Origin of the sequence: Microbacterium sp. IO18 (assembly GCF_049099505.1) — a bacterium.
GTDB classification, from domain to species: Bacteria; Actinomycetota; Actinomycetes; order Actinomycetales; family Microbacteriaceae; genus Microbacterium; species Microbacterium aurugineum.
On sequence record NZ_JBMJAF010000001.1, the window covers coordinates 1,283,541 to 1,305,691 of the forward strand.

16 protein-coding genes are annotated in these 22,151 nt (G+C 69.5%); 5 read left to right on the forward strand and 11 right to left on the reverse strand.

Annotated elements, in window-relative coordinates; genetic code table 11:
• The first annotated feature begins 14 nt into the window (after window positions 1-14).
• Window positions 15-419 carry a RidA family protein gene (locus tag ACLF6J_RS06185; protein WP_134353195.1) on the forward strand — a complete coding sequence of 135 codons (405 nt, stop codon included), beginning with the start codon at window positions 15-17 and terminating at the stop codon, window positions 417-419.
• 99 nt (window positions 420-518) lie between these two features.
• Window positions 519-2,015 (forward strand): L,D-transpeptidase family protein, encoded by a 1,497-nt coding sequence (locus ACLF6J_RS06190; protein ID WP_134353194.1) that lies wholly within the window; start codon window positions 519-521, stop codon window positions 2,013-2,015.
• A 247-nt stretch (window positions 2,016-2,262) separates the two neighbouring features.
• Here ACLF6J_RS06190 and ACLF6J_RS06195 read toward each other — a convergent pair whose 3' ends face one another.
• A complete protein-coding gene (locus ACLF6J_RS06195; RefSeq protein ID WP_134353193.1) occupies window positions 2,263-4,482 on the reverse strand; it encodes an NADP-dependent isocitrate dehydrogenase in 2,220 nt (739 codons plus the stop codon).
• 176 nt (window positions 4,483-4,658) lie between these two features.
• Here ACLF6J_RS06195 and ACLF6J_RS06200 point away from each other — a divergent pair, with 176 nt between their 5' ends.
• Complete coding sequence (locus ACLF6J_RS06200; RefSeq protein ID WP_131492478.1) at window positions 4,659-5,117, forward strand: GNAT family N-acetyltransferase; 459 nt, start codon at window positions 4,659-4,661, stop codon at window positions 5,115-5,117.
• Window positions 5,118-5,219: 102 nt separating this feature from the next.
• Here the strand turns inward: ACLF6J_RS06200 and ACLF6J_RS06205 are convergent, their stop codons facing one another.
• From ACLF6J_RS06205 to gabT, 8 genes are all read right to left on the reverse strand, one after another.
• On the reverse strand, window positions 5,220-6,035 hold the full coding sequence (locus tag ACLF6J_RS06205; protein ID WP_047519848.1) for a hypothetical protein: 816 nt from the start codon (window positions 6,033-6,035) through the stop codon (window positions 5,220-5,222).
• Between the two features lie 121 nt (window positions 6,036-6,156).
• Complete coding sequence (locus tag ACLF6J_RS06210; protein WP_047519850.1) at window positions 6,157-7,971, reverse strand: ABC transporter ATP-binding protein; 1,815 nt, start codon at window positions 7,969-7,971, stop codon at window positions 6,157-6,159.
• Window positions 7,968-9,899: an ABC transporter ATP-binding protein gene (locus tag ACLF6J_RS06215; protein ID WP_131492481.1), complete on the reverse strand. Its 1,932-nt coding sequence runs from the start codon at window positions 9,897-9,899 to the stop codon at window positions 7,968-7,970. Before ACLF6J_RS06215 ends, ACLF6J_RS06210 begins: the two co-directional genes overlap by 4 nt.
• A 319-nt stretch (window positions 9,900-10,218) precedes the next feature.
• Entirely contained in the window at window positions 10,219-10,716 is a 498-nt protein-coding gene (locus tag ACLF6J_RS06220; RefSeq protein ID WP_134353192.1) for a methylated-DNA--[protein]-cysteine S-methyltransferase, read from the reverse strand.
• Window positions 10,713-12,233: a DNA-3-methyladenine glycosylase 2 family protein gene (locus ACLF6J_RS06225; protein ID WP_134353191.1), complete on the reverse strand. Its 1,521-nt coding sequence runs from the start codon at window positions 12,231-12,233 to the stop codon at window positions 10,713-10,715. Before ACLF6J_RS06225 ends, ACLF6J_RS06220 begins: the two co-directional genes overlap by 4 nt.
• Before the next feature lie 175 nt (window positions 12,234-12,408).
• Window positions 12,409-13,860: an aldehyde dehydrogenase family protein gene (locus ACLF6J_RS06230; RefSeq protein ID WP_134353190.1), complete on the reverse strand. Its 1,452-nt coding sequence runs from the start codon at window positions 13,858-13,860 to the stop codon at window positions 12,409-12,411.
• Entirely contained in the window at window positions 13,860-15,038 is a 1,179-nt protein-coding gene (locus tag ACLF6J_RS06235) for an acyl-CoA dehydrogenase family protein (protein ID WP_134353189.1), read from the reverse strand. The genes ACLF6J_RS06230 and ACLF6J_RS06235 overlap by 1 nt, the downstream gene beginning before the upstream one ends.
• Window positions 15,035-16,360 (reverse strand): 4-aminobutyrate--2-oxoglutarate transaminase, encoded by a 1,326-nt coding sequence (gene gabT / locus ACLF6J_RS06240; protein ID WP_134353188.1) that lies wholly within the window; start codon window positions 16,358-16,360, stop codon window positions 15,035-15,037. The genes ACLF6J_RS06235 and gabT overlap by 4 nt, the downstream gene beginning before the upstream one ends.
• An 89-nt stretch (window positions 16,361-16,449) precedes the next feature.
• On the opposite strand from gabT, the gene ACLF6J_RS06245 reads away from it, so the two are divergent.
• The gene (locus ACLF6J_RS06245; protein WP_134353187.1) at window positions 16,450-17,787 is read left to right on the forward strand and encodes a PucR family transcriptional regulator; all 1,338 of its coding nucleotides are present in this window, start codon (window positions 16,450-16,452) and stop codon (window positions 17,785-17,787) included.
• Here the strand turns inward: ACLF6J_RS06245 and ACLF6J_RS06250 are convergent.
• Together ACLF6J_RS06250 and ACLF6J_RS06255 are read right to left on the reverse strand one after the other, a co-directional pair.
• Complete coding sequence (locus ACLF6J_RS06250; RefSeq protein WP_134353186.1) at window positions 17,784-18,935, reverse strand: CaiB/BaiF CoA transferase family protein; 1,152 nt, start codon at window positions 18,933-18,935, stop codon at window positions 17,784-17,786. The two genes, ACLF6J_RS06245 and ACLF6J_RS06250, sit on opposite strands and share 4 nt — an antisense overlap.
• Window positions 18,932-19,951, reverse strand: a complete 1,020-nt coding sequence (locus ACLF6J_RS06255) for a LacI family DNA-binding transcriptional regulator (protein ID WP_165875511.1) — start codon at window positions 19,949-19,951, stop codon at window positions 18,932-18,934. The genes ACLF6J_RS06250 and ACLF6J_RS06255 overlap by 4 nt, the downstream gene beginning before the upstream one ends.
• A 141-nt stretch (window positions 19,952-20,092) precedes the next feature.
• Between ACLF6J_RS06255 and ACLF6J_RS06260 the strand changes: the two genes are divergently transcribed.
• Window positions 20,093-22,120 carry a primary-amine oxidase gene (locus ACLF6J_RS06260; protein WP_134353185.1) on the forward strand — a complete coding sequence of 676 codons (2,028 nt, stop codon included), beginning with the start codon at window positions 20,093-20,095 and terminating at the stop codon, window positions 22,118-22,120.
• Window positions 22,121-22,151: the final 31 nt, after the last annotated feature.

Genomic DNA, 22,151 nt, shown 5'->3' on the forward strand with positions numbered 1-22,151 from the left:
ACTAGGCTGGCGGCATGACCGCGAAGATCCGAGTTTCCACCGACGCCGCCCCCGCCCCCGCCCACACCTTCTCCCAGGGGATCCGCAAGGGTCCGTTCGTGCAGGTCTCCGGGCAGGGCCCCGTCGACCCGCAGACGAACGAATACCTCTACCCGGGGGACGTCGCCGCGCAGACCACTCGCACCCTCGAGAACGTCAAGGCGATCGTGGAGGCATCGGGCGCGACCTTCGATGACGTCGTGATGCTGCGGGTCTACCTCACCAAGCGCGAGGACTTCCCGATCATGAACGACGCCTACGGTGCGTTCGTCACGGCACACACCACGAGCGGCGTGCTCCCCTCGCGCACCACCGTCTTCACCGGCCTGCCGCGGGAGGAGATGCTCGTCGAGATCGACGGCATCGCCATCATCGACTGACCCCCGGAGCGCGGGGGGTGACGATACCACGGACCGTTGCCTCCCCGTTACCTCCCATCCCGTACCATTGATCCCCAGGACACGTTTGAGAACCGGGGGGTGAAGTTCGTGACCGATCTGATTTCTGCGCCGGGCGCAGCCGAGGCGCACGGAGACGACTCCGCCCCGACGGCCGTGCTCACGCCGTCAGACGCGCCGACCGACGCCGTGCCGCCCACCACCGGCGAGCAGCCGCTGGCCTGGGCTCCGATCGAACCGGCCCCCAAGAAGCGGCACCTCGGCCTCTGGATCGGCATCGGTCTCGGCGCCGTCGCTCTGGCCGCAGGCGCCGCATCCCTGGTGCTCATCGCACCGGGCACCACCGTCGCCGGAGTGCCGGTCGGATGGATGACGCCGGGCGCTGCCGCTGAGGCCGTCAGCACGCAGATCGCTCAGACCGAGGTCACCCTGACGGGTGCGGGAGAAGACACCGTGCTCACCGGCGCAGACCTCGGCGCCACGGTCGACGCCACCGCGCTCGCCGACACCGCTTTCGCAGAGCGTCCGCTCTGGAATCTCGGCATGTGGATGGGCGATCCCGTCCCGGGCGAGATCACCCTCGATGCCGACACCGCGTCCGCGGCGCTGCGCAGCGCCGTCCCGACGAGCTTCGACGATCCGGTGGACGCCGGTGTCGTGTTCGACGCGGCCGCCGGCACCTACGTCATCACCCCGTCCGAAGCCGGCACCGGAATCGATGTCGACGATCTCAATGCCGCCTTCGCCGACGCGGTCGCCGGCGGGAGCGCGACGTTCGACTACCCGGGTGGTCCTGCCGAAGCCCTGCCCGCCGTCTCCGACGACGACGCCACGGCCACGGCCGCCTCCCTCAACACCATGCTGTCGACCGTCGGCTTCTACGTGGGCGACGAACGCACCGTTCCCGTCGCGCCGGCGGTCGCCGCCAGTTGGCTCACCGTGATCGATGAAGACGGCCAGCTGCGCATCGAGGCCGACCCCGCGACCATCCAGGCGACCGTCGACACGCTTCCCGGACTCGTCGACCGCGCTCCGGTCAACGCCACGAACATCGTCGACTCCGGCGGCACCGTGCTCCGCGCCGAGCGGGAGGGCGTCGCAGGCCGCGCGCTCGGTGACACCTCAGACGTCGCGGCGGAGTTCGCTCAGCAGCTCGCCGCGGGCGACGGCGTCTACAAGCTCACGGTCACCGAGACCGCATTCGAGACGGTCAACCTCTTCCGTCGTATCGAGATCAACCTGAGCCAGCAGCGCACGTACCTCTTCGAGAACAACGAGGTCGTCAAGTCCTGGGCCGTCTCCACCGGTCTTCCGGGCACCCTGACCCCGGCGGGCAACTTCCGGGTGTTCGCACACACGGCGATGCAGGACATGGGTTGCTTCGAGGGCGCGCCCTACTGCACGGAAGACGTGCCGTGGATCACCTGGTTCGCCCCGAACATCGGCTTCCACGGCACCTACTGGCACAACAACTTCGGTCAGCGGATGAGCCACGGCTGCGTCAACCTGCCGATCGATCTGGCCAAGTACGTCTACGACTGGTCCCCCGAGGGCCTCGAGATCTCCGTCTACTACTGATCCGCACGCACCGCTGATCCGCACGGTACGCCTGTGCCTCCTCAGCCCCCTCGCCCGCCTTGTGCGCGCCGGCCGCGCAGATGCATGGCCGAACCACACGTGCATGACCCCGCCCCCGGACCGGGTCATGCACGTGGTCGGGGATCATGCATCCGGAAGGGAGCCGGGGCGGCGGACGGAGCGGCACCAGGGAGCAGGGACAGCAAAAGGGGGCGGATGCCGACGCATCCGCCCCCTTTCCCGTGGATCAACGCAGGGCGTCGACGATGCCGTTCAGCGTCACGGACGGGCGCATGACAGCGGAGACGAGGGCGTCATCGGGACGGTAGTAGCCGCCGATCTCCACCCGCGCACCCTGCACCGCGTTGAGCTCGGAGACGATCTTCTCCTCGTTCTCGGTGAGCGTCGCGGCGATGGGGGCGAAGGCCGCAGCAAGTTCGGGGTCCTTCGTCTGCTTCGCGAGCTCCTGCGCCCAGTACAGGCCCAGGTAGAAGTGGCTCCCGCGATTGTCGATCGTTCCGAGCGCGCGTCCCGGCGAACGGTCCTCTTCGAGGAAGGTTCCGGTCGCGGCGTCGAGGGTCTCGGCCAGCACCCGCGCCTTCTCGTTGCCCGTACGGTCGGCGAAGTGCTCGAGCGAGGCGGCCAACGCGAAGAACTCGCCCAGCGAGTCCCAGCGCAGGTAGTTCTCCTCCACCAGCTGCTGCACGTGCTTGGGTGCGGAGCCTCCCGCCCCCGTCTCGAACAGTCCACCGCCGGCGAGGAGCGGCACGATCGAGAGCATCTTGGCGCTCGTGCCGACCTCGAGGATCGGGAACAGGTCGGTCAGGTAGTCGCGCAGCACGTTGCCCGTCACCGAGATGGTGTCCAGGCCGTGGCGCATGCGCGCGAGCGTGTAGCGCGTGGCTTCCTCGGGCGCGAGGATCGTGATCGTCAGCCCCTTGGTGTCGAGCGTCGCGAGCCCCTGGTGCACCTTGGCGATGATCTGCGCGTCGTGCGAGCGGTTGGCGTCGAGCCAGAACACCGCGGGGTCGCCGGTGGCACGGGCACGCGAGACCGCGAGTCGGACCCAGTCCATCACCGGGATGTGCTTGGTCTGCGTCGCGCGCCAGATGTCGCCCTTGCCGACCGTGTGCTCGATGACGACGGTGCCCTCACTGTCGAGCACCTGGACGATGCCGTCCGCCGCGATCTCGAAGGTCTTGTCGTGGCTGCCGTACTCCTCGGCCGCCTGCGCCATCAGCCCCACGTTGGGAACGGTGCCGATCGTGGCGGGGTCGAGCGGACCGTTGGCGATCACGTCGTCGATCACGGCCTGGTAGACGCTCGCGTAGGAGGAGTCGGGGATGACGGCGAGAGTGTCCGCCTCTTCCCCGTCCTTGCCCCAGAGCTTGCCGCCGTTGCGGACGAGCGCGGGCATCGACGCGTCGACGATCACATCGCTCGGCACGTGCAGGTTCGTGATGCCCTTGTCGGAGTTCACGTACGAGAGGCGGGGCCCCTCGGCGATGGCCTTGTCGAAGGCCGCGGCGATCTCTTCGCCCCCCGCGACGTTCGCGAGCCCGCTGAGGATCGATCCGAGGCCGTCGTTCGCGCTGAGCCCGGCAGCGGCGAGCTGATCGCCGTACTGCGCGAACACGTCGGCGAAGAAGGCCCGCACCACGTGACCGAAGATGATCGGGTCGCTGACCTTCATCATGGTGGCCTTGAGGTGCACCGAGTAGAGCACGTCGTCGGCCTTCGCGGCCGCCAGAGTGTCGGCGAGGAACGCGTCGAGCTCCGTGGCTGAGAGGAAGGTCGCGTCGATGATCTCTCGCGGCAGGACCTTCAGTCCTTCCTTGAGCACCGTGACCGTGCCGTCTTCCGCGGTGTGACGGAAGCTGAGCACGTCGTCGTGGGCCGCGACCCAGGAACGCTCGTTGTGCTTGAAGTCGTCGTGGCCGAGGGTCGCGACACGGGTCTTCGATCCCGCAGCGAACGGCTTGTTGCGGTGCGGGTGCTTCTTCGCGTAGTTCTTCACCGCGAGAGGAGCGCGGCGGTCACTGTTCCCCTCACGCAGCACCGGGTTCACGGCGGAGCCCTTGATGCGGTCGTAGCGGGCCCGGACGTCCTTCTCCTCGAGGGACGACGGCTCGTCGGGGAAGTCCGGGATGTCGTAGCCCTGCGCCTGCAGCTCGGCGATCGCGCCCTTGAGCTGGGGAATGGACGCCGAGATGTTCGGCAGCTTGATGATGTTCGCCTCGGGGAGCGTGGCGAGTCCGCCCAGTTCCGCGAGCGCATCGCCGACCTGCTGCTCCGGCGAGAGCTTCTGGGGGAAGGCAGCGAGGATGCGTCCTGCCAGCGAGATGTCGCGAGTCTCGACCTCGATGCCTGCCTGGCCGGTGTAGGCCTGGATGATCGGCAGGAACGAGGCGGTGGCGAGCGCCGGCGCTTCGTCCGTGTGCGTGTAGATGATGGCGTCGTCGGTCACCAGGTGGTTCTCCGCTCTGATAGTCAATTTGTCTCGACACCAAGATACCTGAGTGGCTCTGACCGCGTGGCCGGACCGGTGCCGCCGACGCCTCCCGGGCATGATGCGCGAGCACGCCGAAGTGAAATGTTCCGCGGGGACGTGTGCCTCCGCGCCGGAGGGGTTAGCCTGGGTGCATGTCCGAACTGCGCATGGTCGAACTCTCCGCTGCGACGATCGTCGCCGTGAACAACCTGTCGCTCAAGCCCGGACAGGAGCAGTTCCTCGCTCCCGTCTCGTACGGGATCGCGGCCACGGTCATCAATCCGAAGACGTCCTGGCAGCGGGTGATCCTCGACCGCAACGAGGTCGTCGGCTTCGTCAGCGCGAACTTCGACGACGAAGCGCCGGAGGAGCACTTCCGCTCCGTGCTGTGGCGCATCAACGTGGACGCCGACGATCAGGGACGCGGCGTCGGCCGGTATGCGGTCGAGTCTCTCATCGACGAAGCCCGCGCCCGTGGTGTCGACCACGTCAACGTGATCTACGAGGCCGGAGAGGGCGGTCCGGAGACGTTCTTCCACCGCGTCGGGTTCACGCCCGTCGGCGAGACCGCCTACGGCGAGGTCATCGCCGAGATCCGAGTCACGCCCTAGACCGGCGGCGGGGTCTCGAATCCCCTCCCCCATCGAGACCTCGTCGCCCTCGGCTGCGGGACCGCTCCCACGCACCTTCGGGGCCGCGTGCGCCTCGCGTGGTCAGCGATCGCTGCGGGGCGGGTCTCCGCGGCGCCCTCGCGAGGCCCAGTTGGTCAGCGCCGAAGCCGCAGAGGCCGCCGCTCGTTCGATCGCCTCGGTCGAACGAGCGATGGCATCCTGAGCCGCGTCCTGCCAGGCGGGCGCCGCCGGCACCTCTCCCGCCTTGACCCGGGCCGCGTGCTCGGCGACCTCGAAGGCACTCGCGAGCGCCGCCACCGCATCCCGGTACGCGGCGAACTCGGCGGGTGTCGGCCGATCCCCGAGCCCGCGTCGGAGCTCGCTCGCCCGCTCCGATGCCCGCAGATACGCGACCGTCGCCGGCTGCTTGACGTCGGTCATCTCGGGATAGGCGATCTGGCGCGCGGGGTCAGTCTCATAGACCATCCACCGGGCGACCACCGCATCATGCGTGGAGCGCAACCGGTCGAGGGGACGGGGAGCGGAAGCCGCGGGAACAGCGGCTCTTGCGGCGTGGAGCCTCGCCTGCTTGGCCTTGACGTCGGCTGCACACGCTTTGGTGTCACGCTCGACGTCACGTAGCATGCGCCGGGAGCTCGCGACCTGATCGGGGGACGCCCGCCGCGCCGCACGCTCCGCCACGACCCTGGCATGATCGGCGCGGGCGACCTTGAGCGCCGCGCGCCTCTCGACGAGTGCAGCCTGGGCCATCCGGAGGTCGTGCCGCGCCGCATCGACCTCGAGGCGCCGGCCGCTCATGGTGCTCCGCCTGCGCAGGCCGATCCAGCCGACCGTTCCTGCCGCGGCCGCGGTCGGCGCGAGCCACCACCACTCGGCGGCGAGCAGCAACGGGTCCATGATTCGATGCTACCGAGCCTGCGCGTCCACCGAACCCCTTGCGCGGAGGCTCCGAGACGGACCTCCCCCGCTGCGGGCCCGGGGCGCGCCCGGGTCCGCAACGGAGGAAGCGACGACATCATCAGACCAGTGTGCCCTGCCACGCTGCATGCAGCTGGGCGAACTTGCCCGTGCCTCCGATCAGCGCCTCGGGACTGTCGTCCTCGATGATCTTCCCGTGCTCCATCACCAGCACCCGGTCGGCGATCGCGACGGTCGAGAGGCGGTGCGCGATGATGATCGCCGTGCGGTCCTTGAGCAGCGTCTGCAGCGCGTCCTGGATGAGACGCTCCGACGGGATGTCCAGCGATGCCGTCGCCTCATCGAGGATCAACACCGCCGGGTCGGCCAGGAACGCCCTCGCGAACGAGATGAGCTGACGCTGTCCCGCAGAGACCCGTCCACCGCGCTTGTTCACATCGGTGCCGTACCCGTCCGGAAGCGACGAGATGAACTCGTCCGCCCCGACGGCCTTCGCCGCCGCACGGATCTCCTCGAGCGAGGCATCCGGCTTGCCGAGGGCGATGTTGTCGGCGACCGTGCCGCTGAACAGGTAGGCCTCCTGCGTGACCATCACGATCGCGCGGCGGAGGTCCTTCGGGTGCAGCGAGCGCAGGTCCACTCCGTCGAGTGTGACGCGTCCTTCCGAGGGGTCGTAGAACCGCGAGATCAGTTTCGCGAGCGTCGACTTGCCCGCGCCCGTCGTGCCCACCAGAGCGATCGTCTCGCCGGCGGGGATGTCGAGCGAGAAGTTCGGGAGGATCGTCTTCTCGCCGTTGTAGCCGAAGGTCACCTCGTCGAACCGGATGTGGCCGCGGGACTCCCAGAGGTCGACCGGCTTCTCGGGGTCCGGCACCGTCGGCACCTCTTCGAGCACACCCGACACCTTCTCCAGCGCAGCCGTCGCCGACTGGTAGGAGTTCAGGAACATCGCGATCTCCTGCATCGGCGCGAAGAAGTTGCGCACGTAGAGCACCGCTGACAGCAGCACGCCCACCGTGAGTGCGCCTTCGGAGACACGGATCCCACCCCAGAGCACCACGATGCCGAGGACCAGCGCGGCGACGCCCATCAGCCCGGGCTCGAACGTCCCGAACAGCAGCATCGATCGACGGTTCACATCGCGGTAGTCGCCCGCGATCTCCTGGAACGCCTTGTCGTTGCGCGGCTCCTTGCGGAAGGCCTTCACGGCGCGGATACCGGTCATGGTCTCGACGAACTGCACGATGACCTTCGCGCTGATCACGCGCGACTCGCGGTAGACGAGCTGCGAGCGCGAGTAGAACCAGCGCATCAGGTAGAACAGCGGCACGCCACCGATCGCGAGGATCAATCCCGACTGCCAGTCCCAGATGCAGAGGGCGATGAAGGTGAACACACCGAACAGGACGCCGGAGACGAGCTCGTTCAGGCCGCCGTCGAGGAGTTCCTTGATCGAGTCCAGGTCACTGGTCTGGCGCGAGATGATGCGGCCGGACGTGTAGGACTCGTGGAACTCCAGGCTCAGGCGCTGAGTGTGCAGGAAGATGCGCTTGCGCAGATCGAGCAGCACCGCCTGGGTGAGCTTGGCGGCGATGATCACGTACCAGGCGATCAACACCGCGGCCAGCGCTCCGGCGAGCAGGTAGATGCCGCCGATCATGAAGGTCGGCATCCAGTCGGCCTGCTTCACCGCGGCCGGCAGCGCACGGTCGAGCCCGATGCTGATCAGGATCGGTCCGGCGACCTGCAGCGCGGTCGAGACGATCAGCACCGCAGCGGCCAGCACGATCTGCAGCTTCAGCGGGCGGACCAGGGAACCGAGCAGTCGGAGGGACCGACGACGGATCTCCTTGCTCTCCTCGCGGGTGTACTCGGAACGGTCCTCGTTCTGGGTTCCGGTGATGGCGGAGCTCATCGCTGCACCTCCTTCTCGATGATCGGGTCTTCGTCCGCGGCCTGCTTCGCGAGTCCCTCACGGACCTCTTCGGCGACCGCGAGCTGCTCGTCACGGATGATCGGGATCGCTCCGGTCCGCGCCGCCTCCTCCGCTTCCAGGCTGGAGATGACATGCCGATAGTGCCGGCTCGTCTTCAGAAGCTCGGAGTGCGTGCCGACCGCGGTCACGCGGCCACCCTCGAGCAGGGCGACCCGGTCCGCGAGTGCCACCGTCGACGGGCGGTGCGCGACGATCAGGGCCGTGGTGTCGGCGAGGACGTGCCGGAGCGCCTCCTCCACGAGTGCCTCGGTGTCGACGTCGAGCGCCGACAGCGGGTCGTCCAGCACCAGCACCTTCGGCTTCGCCGCCACCGCGCGGGCGAGGGCGAGCCGCTGACGCTGACCACCGGAGAGGCTGAGCCCCTCCTCACCGATCACGGTCTCGACGCCCTCGGGGAGCGCATCGACGAACGACGCTTGAGCGACCTCGAGGGCTTCGCGGAGCACCCGCTCCCCCTCTTCGCTGTGCACATCGAGTTCGGCGCGGCCGAGCAGCACGTTCTCGCGGACGGTCGCCGAGAACAGCGTCGCGTCCTCGAACGCCATGGCGATGTGCTGGCGGAGCTCGGCGAGCGGGAGGTCTCGCACATCGACGCCGTCGAGCGTGACCCTCCCCCCGGTCACGTCGTACAGACGCGTCGGGAGCGTGGTGAGCGTGGTCTTCCCGCTGCCGGTGAGCCCGACCAGCGCCATGGTCTCACCGGGACGCAGCACCAGGTCGATGCCGTCGAGCAGATCCCGCTCGTGCGAACCGGCGTCCTGGTAGCGGAAGTGCGCGTTCTCGAACGCGAGCTCTCCGCGCGGATGCGCGATGTGCACCGGGTTCTCCGGGTCGGTGATGGTGTTGGTCTCGGAGAAGATGTCGAACACGCGATCGGTGGCCGTGCGGGCGTCGAGCATGAACGAGAACAGGAAGCCGATCGACTCGATGGGCCAGCGCAGAACGACGGCCATCGCGAAGAAGGCGAACAGCTGAGCCTCATCGATCTGCCCCTGCGAGATCAGCCAGATCCCGGACATCAGGCTGAGACCGAACGCGATCTGCGGCATGAGGTCGAGCCAGAACCAGATCGACGCGATCGCGCCGGCCTTGCTCATCTCGGTCTCGCGCAGGGTCTCGGCCTGGCGGCTGAAACGGCTGAGCGCATGCTTTCCGCGCCCGAACGCCTTCAGCACACGGATGCCGTGCACGCTCTCCTCGACGCTGGTCGCGAGATCGCCGGCCTGATCCTGGCTGCGACGGGTCAGGGCGCCGTAGCGCTTCTCGAACAGGTAGCCGCGGATCCACAGCGGGATCGCGGTCACCAGGAAGATCGCACCGAGCAGCCAGTGCCACCGGAACAGCAGGATCGAACCGATGATGATCGTGAGCACGTTGACGACGAGCAGGACCAGCCCGAAGGCGAGCCAACGGCGGATGAGACCGATGTCCTGCATCATGCGGCTGAGCAGCTGGCCGGAGCCCCAGCGGTCGTGGAACGACACCGGAAGGGTCTGCAGGCGCGAGTAGAGCTCCGTGCGCATCTTGTACTCGACCTCGGTCGAGGGATTGAGCACGAACTGACGACGCAGCCAGACCATCAGCGCTTCGCCGAGGGCGAGCGCGAAGACGGCCGCGGCGCCCCAGACGATCGCGCTGATCTCTCCCGACCGGACCGGACCGGAGATGATCTGTTCGAGGACGATCGGGATCATCAGGGCGATGAGCGCGGCGATGAGCGCACTGGCGGCACCGCCGGCGAGCCGCCAGATGACGGGCTTCACGAAGGGCTTCAGGCGCCACAGTGCAGCCGGGGTGGAAAGAGTGGAGGAAGGCGAGGAGTTCTGCGCGGAAGGCGAGGAGGACATGTCTCTCAGATGAGTTTCGTATGGAAAGCGAGTGCGAATGGGGTCGGATGCGAGAGCGGACTCCTGGAGTCCGGCATCCGGTGCGGAAGAAAGGGAGCGGGGCGGCGCTAGAGGAGCGGCCGTGCCGGGTTCGAGCCGAGAGCTGCGATCCGCGCGGTGGCGATCGATGTCATGGTGTCCTCCTCAGGGCTCGGCGGTGTCGTCCGGTCGGCGCGACAGCCCACCAGCCTATTGCTGTGAACCAGCTGAAAGCAAGAGTCATTCCCGATTCGTCGAGGGAGGTTCGACGAACCGGGAAGAGCCCGCGACCGCCGTCGACTCACACGCCGATCGACTCCCGCGCCAGCAGGCTCTCCTTCACGCTCAGTCCCCAGGCGAATCCGCCGAGACTGCCGTCCGTCCGCAGCACCCGGTGGCAGGGCACGAAGAGCGCCGGGGCGTTGCGTGCGCAGATCGACGCCGCCGCCCGGACGGCGTTCGGGTTGCCGAGCCGTGCAGCGAAGCCGGTGTAGGTGAGCGGAGCGCCGGGTTCGATCGCACGCAGAGCCGACCATCCCGCGAGTTGGAGCGCGGTGCCGGTCTGCGCGACCGCGACCGCGTCGATCGCCGACAGATCGCCGCGGTAGTAGGCCCGCGCCGCGGCTGCAGCGTCGGTCTCGCCCTCGCGCACGTGCACGGGACGGTTCGCCGCCGAGAGCCGCCCGAGGATCGCCTCGACATCGGAGGTCCACCCGGAGGCGAGCACGCGCTGCCGGTCGTCGGTGAGGATCGTGAAGGCCCCGTCCAGGGTGTCGATGGTCTGGATGAGAGCGGTCATGAGGTCTCCTTCGAGGTCGTGTGATCGGTGCGAGGGGGACGCGTCGGGGGTACCGCACGCCGGGTGCTCGCCGGGCGCACCGGCGCGGCGCGCCAGAGGTGTGCGCTGAGGTAGCTGCGCCAGGGAGCCGCGCGCTCCGCCCAGGCGGTGAGCGCCCGCGCCTCTCCGGGGATGCCGGAGGCCGCCGCGCCCGCCCGCAACGCGACATCGCCGGGAAGAAGGATGTCGGGGTCACCGAGAACCCGCATGCGCACGTAGTCGGCCGTCCAGGGTCCGATGCCGGGCAGCGCCAGGAGCCGCTCACGCAGCATCGGACCGTCGTCGCCGACCGTGAGGGTGAGCGAGCCGTCGGCGAGGGCGGCGGCAGCACCCGTGATCGCCCGGATGCGCGCGGCCGGGCCACGGAGCACCTCGGCGCCGTGCTCCGCGATGGCCGCCATGGTCGGGAACAGCAGCCCGTCGTCGGTCCGCTCCCCCAGGGCCTCGGTCAGCGCCGTCAGCGCTGTGCGGGCGGCGACCACGGTGATCTGCTGCCCGATCATGGCGCGGATGAGCATCTCATGGGGGTCGGCCGATCCAGGCACCCGGATGCCCGGTGTGCGGGCCACGAGCGGGGCGAGCTCGGGATGTGCGGACAGCGCCTGATCGATCGCCAGCGGATCTGCGTCCAGGTCGAAGAGGCGACGCACGGTCGAGACCAGCGGTGCCAGGTCCCCGAGCCGGGCCACCCGAGCACGCAGATGCACGCCCGATCGCTGATCCTGCCGCACCTCGAACCAGGCCGCGCCTCCGGCCATGCGCAGGTGCCGGGAGAACGACGACTCGGAGACCGCTTCGACGCCGGGCACCGCGCGCGCCGCCATCCACGCGAAGATGCCGCTCGCGTCGAGCGGACCACGGTACGGCAGCACGAGGTCGATCGCCCCCGGGGCTGACATGGCCGGCGTCCGGCGTCGTGCGCGGAGCTCGCCGGGGGTGAGGTCGAACACTTCACGGATCGTCTCGTTGCACTGCCGGATGCTGGCGAAGCCTGCCGAGAAGGCCACATCGGAGATCGGCATGTCGGTGCCGACCAGCAGCATCCGCGCCGTGTGCGCGCGATGCGCCCTCGCGAGGGCCAGAGGTCCGGCCCCCAGTTCGGCGCTGAGCAGACGGGTGAGGTGCCTGCTCGAGTATCCGAGACGCGCGGCCAAACCGGGGACGCCCTCCCGTTCCACGACACCGTCGGAGATCAGCCGCATCGCCCGTGCCGCGGTGTCGCCGCGCAGGTTCCAGTCCGGTGATCCGGGAGCAGCCTCGGGCAGACACCTCTTGCACGCGCGATAGCCCGCTTCGTGTGCAGCTGCACTGGTCGGATAGAACGTCACGTTCTGCGGTCGGGGCGTGCGCGCGGGGCAGCTCGGGCGACAGTAGATCCCGGTCGAGCGGACGGCCGTGACGAACTGCCCGTCGAAGCGGGTGTCTCGGGCGCTGATCGCACGATAGCGCTCGTCGAAGTCGGTCACGGGGAAGCTCATGCCTCCACCCTGTCACGACCCACCGACCTCGACTGGCGGAAATCGGACATGGCTGTGGAACACTCCGTTGCCGGGACCCCCGCGCACCGCCGAGACCCCCGCCTGCACACGTCGACAGGCGGGGGTCTCGGCGGGCAGCGGGGGTCTCGGCGAAGGGGCGGGCGGGCGGTGGGGGTCAGCCGCGCAGGTACACCGTCGCGGTCTCGGTGTAGAACTCGCGGGCCGCGCCGCCCTGCTCCTTCGGGCCGAGGGCACTGGCACCGCTCCCCCCGAACGGCACGTGCAGGTCGGCGCCGGCCGAAGCCGAGTTGACGTGCACCACCCCGACGCGAATGTCCTCGATCGCGCTGAGCGCTTCGGCCAGTCCGGTCGTGAACACGGCGGTCGAGAGTCCGTACTCGCTGTCGTTCACGAGCGCGATGCCTTCCGCGGTGGACGAGACACGGCGGACCCCGATGACCGGGCCGAAGAGTTCCTCGGTCCACAGTTCGCCCGGATCCTCCTCGTTCAGCTCGAAGATCGACGGGGGGATGAAGTACCCCTCGGCGAGCTCACCGGAGGAGTACGGCCCGGCGTCGACGACCGCTCTCGCCGTGGTCCGGGCGCGCACCAGAGCGGCGGCCACGCGATCACGCGCTCGGGCATCGACCACGGGCCCCACCTCGACGCCCTCGACCTGCGCGTCACCCACGACCATCTGCTCGGTGCGGATCGCGAGTCGTCGCAGGAACTCGTCCGCCACAGCCTCGTGCACGATCACTCGGGAGGTCGCGGTGCACTTCTGTCCGGCCGCGCGGAAGGCTCCGACCGCCACCTGCTCCACCGCGACGTCGAGGTCGGCGTCGGCGAGGACGAGAGCCGCGTTCTTCCCGCCGAGCTCCCCCTGGAACGGGATGCCGCGCGCGGCGAGCTGCGCGGCGATGATTCTGCCGACCTTCGTGGAACCGGTGAACGTGACGGCATCCACGTCGGGATGCGACACGATGGCCTCCCCCACGCCGGCGTCGCCGTTCACGAGGTTCAGGACGCCCTGCGGAAGCCCGGCCTGCTCGAGCGCCTGGGCGAACCGCATCGCGAGCAGGGGGACGAAGGTCGCCGGCTTCCAGACCACCGTGTTCCCCCAGACCAGGGCGGGGGCCAGCTTCCAGGCCGGGATCGAGATCGGGAAGTTGAACGGGGTGATGGCCCCGATCACCCCGACCGGACGACGGATGACGAGGATGCGCTCTCCGGCACTCGGCGACTCGAACAGGCCGCCGCTCTGACGCTCGACCTCCTGCGCGTGGAAGCGGAGGATGTTCGCGGCATGCCCGGTCTCGCCGATCGCCTCGACGAGTGTCTTCCCTTCCTCCCGCGCGAGCTCGCGCCCCCACTCCTCGCGATTCGCGTGGATGATGTCGGCCGCTCGCAGCAGGATCGCGGCCCGCGCCCTGGCGGGAGTCCGGCGCCATCCGTCGAGTGCGGCTCGTGCACCGGCGAAGGCACGGTCGACGTCGGCCGCGGACGCGCCGGGTCCCCGCCCGACGATGTCGCCGGGCCGGCTCGGGTTGACATCGACCAGGAGCGGTCCCTCGCCGGTGACCCAGGTCCCGTCGATGAAGTGTCGGAGATCGTACGTGGTGGCCATCATGCTCCTTCGGAGTCGGTGCTGCGGAACGCGGAGAATCCGGTGATGTGCGCCCCGAGCACGAGCGTGTGCACCTCGTCGGTGCCCTCGTAGGTACGGACGGACTCGAGGTTCGCGGCGTGACGCAGTGGCGAGTGGTCGCCGGAGATGCCGTTGCCGCCGAGAATCGTCCTCGCCTCGCGCGCGATCGCGATGGCCGCTCGGGTGTTGCCGAGCTTCGCGACCGAGATCTGATGCGGCTCCAGTCGCCCGGCGTCCTTGAGCCGTCCGAGTCGCAGGGCGACCAACTGCGCCCTCTCGATCTCGACCGCCATGTCGACCAGCTTCTGCTGGGTGAGCTGGAACGCGGCGATGGGCTGATTGAACTGGATGCGCGACCGGGCGTATGTCAGCGCCGCGTCGTAGCTGTCGCGTGCGGCACCGATCACCCCCCAGCCGATGCCGTACCGCGCCTCGTTCAGGCACGAGAACGGCGCACGCAGCCCCCGCGCCCCCGGCAACAAGGCATCGGCGGGCAGCCTCACATCCGTCATCGTGATGTCGCACTGGATCGAGGCCCTCATCGACAGCTTCGGGGCGATGGGCGTCGCCACGAAGCCCGCCGTGTCCGTCGGGACGAGGAAGCCGCGCACCCCCTCGTCCGTCTGCGCCCAGATGATCGCGACCTGGGCGATGGAGGCGAGCCCGATCCAGCGCTTCGCACCGTTGAGCACCCAGCCGTCTCCGTCGCGACGGGCGAAGGTGGTCATGCTGGAGGGGTCGGATCCGGAGTTGGGCTCGGTGAGGCCGAAGCAGCCGATGACCTCTCCCCGCGCCATCCGCGGGAGCCATTCCTGCTTCTGCTCCTCGCTGCCGTGCTTGTGGATCGCACTCATCGCGAGCGAGCCCTGCACGGAGACGAAGGTACGCAGACCGGAGTCGCCCGCCTCGAGCTCCATCGCTGCGATCCCGTACTCGACGGCGCTGCGGCCGCCGCATCCGTATCCGTCGAGGTGCATGCCCAGCACGCCCAGCTCGGCGAGCTCCGGGACGAGCTCGGTCGGGAAGACGGCGCGGTCGTACCAGTCGGCGATGTGGGGGCGGATGCGCGTGTCGACGAAAGCGCGCACGCGGTCGCGCGTGGCCCGTTCGTCCTCGGTGAGGAGCTCGTCGAAGTCGAGCAGGTCGGGAACGGTCATGCGGCGGCCTCCTCGGCGACGACGGTGCGGATGGATGCGGTCAGGATGTCCAGGCCGGCCTCCAGAACAGCCTCTTCGATCACCAGAGGCGGGAGCAACCGGATGACGTTGCCGTGCGTGCCGCAGGTGAGGGCGATCACGCCCGCCGCATGGCATGCCGCAGCGACCCGCTGGGCGAGGTCGGGACGAGGGGCGAGCGTTCCCGGATCCGCGAACTCGACGGCCATCATCGCACCGCGCCCGCGGACCTCGGCGACCACGGCGAGCTCATCGACCAGGGGCTCGAGATGCCGACGGATCGAGCGCTCGATGCCGGTCACCCCCGGCAGGAGCCCCGGATCGTCGAGCACCTCGAACACGGCGAGCGCAGCCGCGCACGCCAGCGGATTGCCCGCGTAGGTGCCGCCGAGCCCGCCGGGATGGGCGGCGTCCATGATGTCCGCGCGCCCCGTCACGGCGCTCAACGGCAGGCCACCTCCGAGCGCCTTCGCGGTGAGGGTGATGTCACCGGCGACGCCCTCGTGCGCGCTCGCGAACAGCGTCCCGGTGCGGCCGAGTCCGGACTGGATCTCGTCGACGACGAGGACGATCCCGTAGGCGTCGGCGATCCGGCGGAGGCCGGGGAGGAACCCGGGAGCCGGAACGACGAAGCCGCCCTCGCCCTGGATCGGTTCGACGACCAGGGCGGCGAAGTGCTCCGGGCCGTGCTCCGCGATGAGCCGCTCGATCTCGGCGAGGGCCGCATCCGCCCCTTGCCCGCGCAGCGGATTCGCGTTGGGGGCGCGGACCACGGCCTCGGGGAAGGGCCCGAAGCCCGTCTTGTACGGGTGTTCCTTCGCGGTCATCGCCATCGTCAGGAGCGATCGACCGTGGTACGCCTCGTCGATCACGAGCACGGCAGGACGACCGGTGTGGGCCCGCGCGATCTTGACGGCGTTCTCCACGGCTTCGGCGCCGGTGCTGAACAGTGCGGTGCGCTTGTCGAAGTCACCGGGGGTGTGCTCGTTCAGCCACTCCGCGACGCGGACGAAGCCCTCGTACTCGGTCACCATGAAGCACGTGTGCGTGAACCGGTCGAGTTGCGCGGCGACCTTGGCGCGCACGGCCGGATTCGCCGCCCCCACACTGGTCACCGCGATGCCGGATGCGAGGTCGATGAGGGTGTTCCCGTCGACGTCCTCGAGCGTCGAGGTGCCGGCTCGCTCGATGAAGACCGGGAGGGTGATGCCGAAGCCGGAGGCGACGGCGGCTTCGCGCTGGGCATGGAGCTCGCGTGACCGGGGTCCGGGGATCTCGGTGCGCAGGTGAGGAACAGTCGTCATGGGCTCGACGCTAGAAGCTCAGACGCCCGAGCGGACGAACACTTCGCCCAGTCTTGGCAGAGTCACTGTGCATCCCGCACACTGGATGCATGGTCTCCCTCGGCGAGCTGGTCAGCACGGCGGGCACCGCGCTGCGCCCGCTCGCGCCGTTCGACGCCGCGCGGACGATCACGGGCGTGCACGTGTCGGAGCTCGACGATCCCGGCCGCTACCTGGACGGCGGAGAGCTGCTGCTCACCACGGGCATCCCGCTGCGCAGCCGACCGATGGACGCCTATGTGGATCGACTCGATGCGCAGGACGTCGGTGCGATCGGGATCGGCCTCGGCGAGGGCTGGGACGATCCTCCGGCCGCGCTCGTCGACCGATGTCGGACGCTCGGCATCCCGGTGTTCGCCGTCCCGGACGGAGCGCCCTTCCTCGATGTCTCGCGGGCGTTCTGGTCGATCACCGGACGGGGCGGACAGGATGAGGCGCTGCGTACCGCCCACACGCACACGCGACTGGTCCAAGCCGCGGCCGGCCGCGATCCCGTCGCCTCGATCCTGCGCCAGATGTCGCAGGCGATCGGCGGATGGGTGGCCTGGCTCCCCTTCGGACCGGGGGCGTCGCTCGGAACACTGCATCCGCCCTCCCTCGAAGGCCTCCTGCCCGCGGTGCGGGTCGATGTCGAGCGATCGCTCCTCCGATCCGGAGTCGAGGCCGCCTCCTTCGTGTCCCAGGGGTCCGCGGTCGTGGCTCACGCGGTCACGGACGGCGAGCACACGCGCGGGGCCCTCGCCATCGGAGCCGGCCGCCCCCTCGCACGGGCGGACCGTCAGCTCGCCCTCACCGCGAGCGCACTCCTGCGCCTGGTCACCTCGCCGACGGCCGGCACCCGACGAGCCGAAGGGTGGTTCACCGCCCTGGCGCTGCGGGGAGACACAGCCGCGGCGCGCGCTCTGGCGGCCGTCGCTGACCTCGACCTCCCGCGGGAGTTCCGCGTCCTCGTGGGGGCCCCGGATCCGAGCATCTTCTCGGCCGAGTCGGACGGCGTGGTCGTCGCACTCCTCGACCCCGCTGAGCACCCGTCCGCCGGGTCCGGAGTGCTCAGCGCTCCGGTCACCCTCGACGACGTCCCCGCCGCGGCCGCTCGTGCGCTGGCCCTGCACCGTCGCGCGCCGGACACCGCTCTCGTGATCGAACCGGAGTCGCGCGCCGCAGGGTGGGCGGACCTGCTCGCGGCGACGGACCCGATGCTGTTGCGCACCGTGACGTCGTATCTCCGGCATCGCCACCAGGCGGAGCGCACCGCCCGGGAGCTCGGGGTGCATCGCAACACCGTCCGCCCCCGCATCGCCGCCGCAGAGAGCCTGCTCGGCGTCACGCTGGACGATCCCGATGTCGCCGCCGAACTGTGGTTGGCGATCCGGGATCGATCCGTCTAGTCGCGGCCGTCGAGCCAGGCCCGCACGCGGTCGTCGTGTTCGCCCAGCCGGGGCGGAGGCGCCACCGACACGGGGATCTCCGGCTTCCAGGTGAGCGGTGACCGGATCTGGCGCGAACGCCGACCGTCCTCCCCGATCAGCTCCCGGACCGGGTCGAGGCCCAGACGCGTGGCGAGTTCGACGCCCTCGCCCACGGAGTTCACGACCCCCGCGGCGACGCCGATCTCGTTCAGCCGCTCCGCCCAGGCCGCAGCCGTATCCGTGACGAGCGCGCCCTCCAGCTCCACGACGAGATCCTCCCGGTTCGCGACACGGTCCGGGTTGCGACGGAAGCGCTCGTCGTCGATGAGCTCCGGCCGACCGAGCGCGGTGACCATCTTCGCGAACTGGGCATCGTTGCCGCAGGCAACCGCGATCGGCGCATCGGCGCAACGCAGCGACTCGTAGGGGGCGATCGACGGATGTCGGTTTCCGAGCCGCCCCGGTTCCGCGCCCGCTCCGAGGTGCGCGGACATCTGGTTCACCAGGGCCGCCTGGAGACTCGAGAGCAGGTTCACCTCGATCCTCGATCCGTGCCCGGTCCGTTCGCGTCGACGCAGCGCGGCGAGGATGCCGATCACCGCGTCCTTGCCGGTGAGCACGTCGACGAGCGCGACCCCCGCCTTCATGGCCTCGCCGTCGGTCTCACCGGTGATGTGCATGAGACCGCCCACCGCCTGCGCGACGAAGTCGTAGCCGGGAAGCGATGCCCCTGCGCCGAGACCGAAGCCGCTCACCGACACCGAGATGAGACGCGGATGGGCCGCCGCGAGCTTCTCCTCATCGAATCCCAGGGCGGCGAACAGTCCCGGCCGGAAGTTCTCGATCACGATGTCGCTGCGGGCGATGAGTTCGAGCGCTCTGTCGCGATCTCCGGCGTCGGTGAGGTCGAGCGTGACCGACTCCTTGCCCCGGTTGGCGGACTCGAAGTACGTCGTCATGCCGGACTCCGCGTACGGCGGCCCCCAGGCCCGGGTGTCGTCTCCCGTGCCCGGGCGCTCGACCTTGATCACGCGCGCCCCGAGGTCGGCCAACGTCATCGTCGCCAGGGGCCCGGCGAGCACACGGGAGAAATCGGCGACCACGATGCCGTCGAGCGGTGCGGTCATGCGTGCACCCGCAGCGGGTGGGCGGTGGAGTCCCGCGCGACGACGGAGATCGGAAACTCGACGTCCGTGCCCGGCGCGGCACGCCCCTCGATCAGGTCGATGAGCAGCTCGGCGCAGGCGACCCCGGAGTCTCGAGGCCGCAGATCGATCGACGTGATCGACGGGGTCAGGAAGGGCAGCGAGGGATGGTCCACGCACGAGACCACCGTGATGTCCTGACCGACCGTCCGCCCCTGTCGTCCGAGAACGGCGGCGACCTCGATCGCACTGGAGTCCGGACCGCAGATGATCACGTCCGTGTCCGGATGCGCCTGGAGGACCCGCTCCGTCGCCACCCTGACGTCGGGCCACGATGCTTCGAAGGAGACGGGGGCGATGACCGGATCGAATCCGCGTGTCGCACACCCCTTCCGATAGCCGGAGACCAGCTGGCGCGACCAGTCGGTGGCGTCGGGCGCGACCAGCAGCACGGGGTGCCGGGCGCCGGTCACATCGATCTCGTCGAGGAGCCGGAGCATGCCCGCCTCATGCGAGGACCACACGACACCCGCCGGCGCGCCGTCGACGTCGTCCGGAAGGTGCTCCTGGGTGACGACGGGGATCCCCGACGCCATCAGCGCCGGCAGCCCGGGGTCACCGGAGAGCGGGTCGCCGATGATGAGCCCGTCGGCACGGATCGGACGTGAGCGGCCCGACGAGACGGACGGGCTCACGATCGTCACGTCGATGTCGTGCGCGGCCGCGCTGGTGACGATACCGAACGTGAAAGCCATGTAGTACGCCGACCGCGACACGACCTCAGGAAGCACGATGCCGATCGTGCCGATGCTGCCGCCGCGCAGATGCCGGGCCGCGGTGTTCACCGAGTAGCCGAGCTCCGCCGCCGCGGCCAGGACGGCCTCCCTGGTGGGCTGCGAGACGCGCCCGACGCCGCTCAGCGCATCGGACGCCGTGGTCTTCCCGACCCCCGCGCGCCGTGCGACGTCGATCAATCTGACCCGTCGTGGCTCTTGCATGCGGCCGAGTCTAACCACACGGAGCACGTCGTAATCCACTCGAAACACATCAGGTCTTGCGCTGAAACACATTCATCGCATACTTTTGCCGGAACGTTCCGGCACGCAGACGTTCCCGAACTCACATCCGATGGAGACTCCATGAACTGCAGCTGTTCCCCGTCCGACCACGTCCAGCGTTCGCGCCCGCTCGGAGACGAATCCGGCGCGCCGTACGCGACGCTCTCCGCGGACGAGCTGCAGCGGGTCTCCGAGACGCTGCGTGCCCACGGCGCACTGGGTGAGGCGCAGCGGATCGCCTACGTCGGACTCGATGAGCCGGACCGCACCGAGGTCGCCGCCGGGCGCCCCGTCCCCCGCCGCGCCCGTGTCCAGCTGCTCGAGACCGACACCGGACGCGCTCGTGCCCTCTCGGTCGACATCGGCACCGGCGAGATCGTCACGGACGTCGACATCGACCCGGAGCACGACGGCCAGGTCCCCCTGCTCCAGGAGGAGCACGCGATCATCCGCGAGTTGATCGGCGCCGACGAGCGCTGGGCCGAAGCACTCGCCGCCCGGGGCATCGACGACCCGAGCACGGTCGCTCTGGCCGGGCTGTCAGCAGGGCGCTTCCCGATCGAGGGCGAGAGCGGGCGCCGACTCGCACGGGTGCTCGGACACCATCAGCCCACTCCGCAGACCATGCCCTGGGCACATCCGATCGACGGACTGGTGGCATACGTCGACGTCGCTGCGCGCACCGTGGTCGATGTCATCGACGTGGGCGCGATGCCGATTCCACAGGAGACCGCGGACTATCACGTGCCCGGCACCTTCGGCCCGGAGCGGACCACGCAGAAGCCCATCGTCATCACCCAGCCCGAAGGACCGAGCTTCGCCTTCGAGGGAGACGTGATCACCTGGGAGAAGTGGTCGTTGCGCATCGGCTACGACATGCGCGAAGGACTCATCCTGCACGGCATCGGATTCGAGGACGAGGGTCGGGTCCGCCCCATCGTGCACCGCGCCTCGATCGCCGAGATGCTGGTGCCCTACGGCGACCCGGGGCCCGTGCGCTTCTGGCAGAACTACTTCGACACCGGTGAGTATCTCCTCGGCAGACTCGCGAACTCGCTGGAACTCGGCTGCGACTGCGTCGGCGACATCACCTACCTCGACGTCCCGATCGCCGACGCCCGCGGCAACGTGAAGGTGCTCCCGAACGTGATCTGCGTCCACGAGGAGGACGCCGGGGTGCTGTGGAAGCACACCGAGCAGTTCACGGGATCGAGCGACGTCCGCCGCCAGCGCCGACTCGTGATCTCGTTCTTCGTCACGGTGGGCAACTACGACTACGGCTTCTACTGGTACTTCTACCTGGACGGCAAGATCGAGTTCGAGGCCAAGGCCACCGGACTCGTGTTCACCGCCGCCTATGACGAGCGCACCGGCCGCTTTGCGAGCGAGCTGGCCCCGGGCCTCGCGGCCCCGTACCACCAGCACCTGTTCTGCGCGCGGCTGGACATGGCGGTCGACGACGGGCCTGCCGTCATCGACGAAGTCGACGTGCGGTCGCTCCCGATCTCCGACGACAATCTGCACGGCAGCGCGATCGGCTTCACCCGGACCCGGCTTCGCAGCGAGCTCGAGGGGCGGCGCCGGGCCGACGCGTCGGTCGACCGCACATGGCGTGTGAGCAGCGCGACGGCCACGAACCGGCTCGGTCGTCCCACCTCCTACGTCCTGACACCGGAGGGGAAGCCCGTCCTCCTCGCACGCCCCGAATCCGTGATCGCCTCACGCGCCCGCTTCGCGACCGCCGATCTGTGGGTCACCGCGTACGACCCTGAGGAGCGTTATCCGGCCGGCGACGTCGTCAACCAGAGCGCACCGGAGCAGGGGCTGCCGGCCTTCGTCGCCGAGGACGCCTCGCTGGACGGCGCAGACCTGGTGCTGTGGCACACGTTCGGCCTCACGCACTTCCCGCGCACGGAGGACTGGCCCATCATGCCGGTCGACAGCTGCGGCTTCACGCTGAAACCCCACGACTTCTTCGACCGGAACCCGACCCTCGACGTTCCGGCCTCCCCCACCGCCTGCGCCTGCGCTCACGAGGACGCCGGCACAGCCCGAACCGAGCACCACCTGCATCACCTCTCTGTCCGCCCGTCGTCGTCCGACGCCTGACCGGCCGTCGCCCGACATCCCGAAGGGAAAC

What these genes read in the sequence shown, in the direction of transcription:
- ACLF6J_RS06230 (WP_134353190.1), bottom strand. Translation starts at nt 13,860, where the DNA reads ATGGCCACCACGTACGATCTCCGACACTTCATCGACGGGACCTGGGTC.
- ACLF6J_RS06235 (WP_134353189.1), bottom strand. Translation starts at nt 15,038, where the DNA reads ATGACCGTTCCCGACCTGCTCGACTTCGACGAGCTCCTCACCGAGGAC.
- ACLF6J_RS06260 (WP_134353185.1), top strand. Translation starts at nt 20,093, where the DNA reads ATGAACTGCAGCTGTTCCCCGTCCGACCACGTCCAGCGTTCGCGCCCG.
- ACLF6J_RS06250 (WP_134353186.1), bottom strand. Translation starts at nt 18,935, where the DNA reads ATGACCGCACCGCTCGACGGCATCGTGGTCGCCGATTTCTCCCGTGTG.
- ACLF6J_RS06245 (WP_134353187.1), top strand. Translation starts at nt 16,450, where the DNA reads ATGGTCTCCCTCGGCGAGCTGGTCAGCACGGCGGGCACCGCGCTGCGC.
- ACLF6J_RS06255 (WP_165875511.1), bottom strand. Translation starts at nt 19,951, where the DNA reads ATGCAAGAGCCACGACGGGTCAGATTGATCGACGTCGCACGGCGCGCG.
- ACLF6J_RS06210 (WP_047519850.1), bottom strand. Translation starts at nt 7,971, where the DNA reads ATGAGCTCCGCCATCACCGGAACCCAGAACGAGGACCGTTCCGAGTAC.
- ACLF6J_RS06215 (WP_131492481.1), bottom strand. Translation starts at nt 9,899, where the DNA reads ATGTCCTCCTCGCCTTCCGCGCAGAACTCCTCGCCTTCCTCCACTCTT.
- ACLF6J_RS06205 (WP_047519848.1), bottom strand. Translation starts at nt 6,035, where the DNA reads ATGGACCCGTTGCTGCTCGCCGCCGAGTGGTGGTGGCTCGCGCCGACC.
- ACLF6J_RS06185 (WP_134353195.1), top strand. Translation starts at nt 15, where the DNA reads ATGACCGCGAAGATCCGAGTTTCCACCGACGCCGCCCCCGCCCCCGCC.
- ACLF6J_RS06220 (WP_134353192.1), bottom strand. Translation starts at nt 10,716, where the DNA reads ATGACCGCTCTCATCCAGACCATCGACACCCTGGACGGGGCCTTCACG.
- ACLF6J_RS06200 (WP_131492478.1), top strand. Translation starts at nt 4,659, where the DNA reads ATGTCCGAACTGCGCATGGTCGAACTCTCCGCTGCGACGATCGTCGCC.
- gabT (WP_134353188.1), bottom strand. Translation starts at nt 16,360, where the DNA reads ATGACGACTGTTCCTCACCTGCGCACCGAGATCCCCGGACCCCGGTCA.
- ACLF6J_RS06225 (WP_134353191.1), bottom strand. Translation starts at nt 12,233, where the DNA reads ATGAGCTTCCCCGTGACCGACTTCGACGAGCGCTATCGTGCGATCAGC.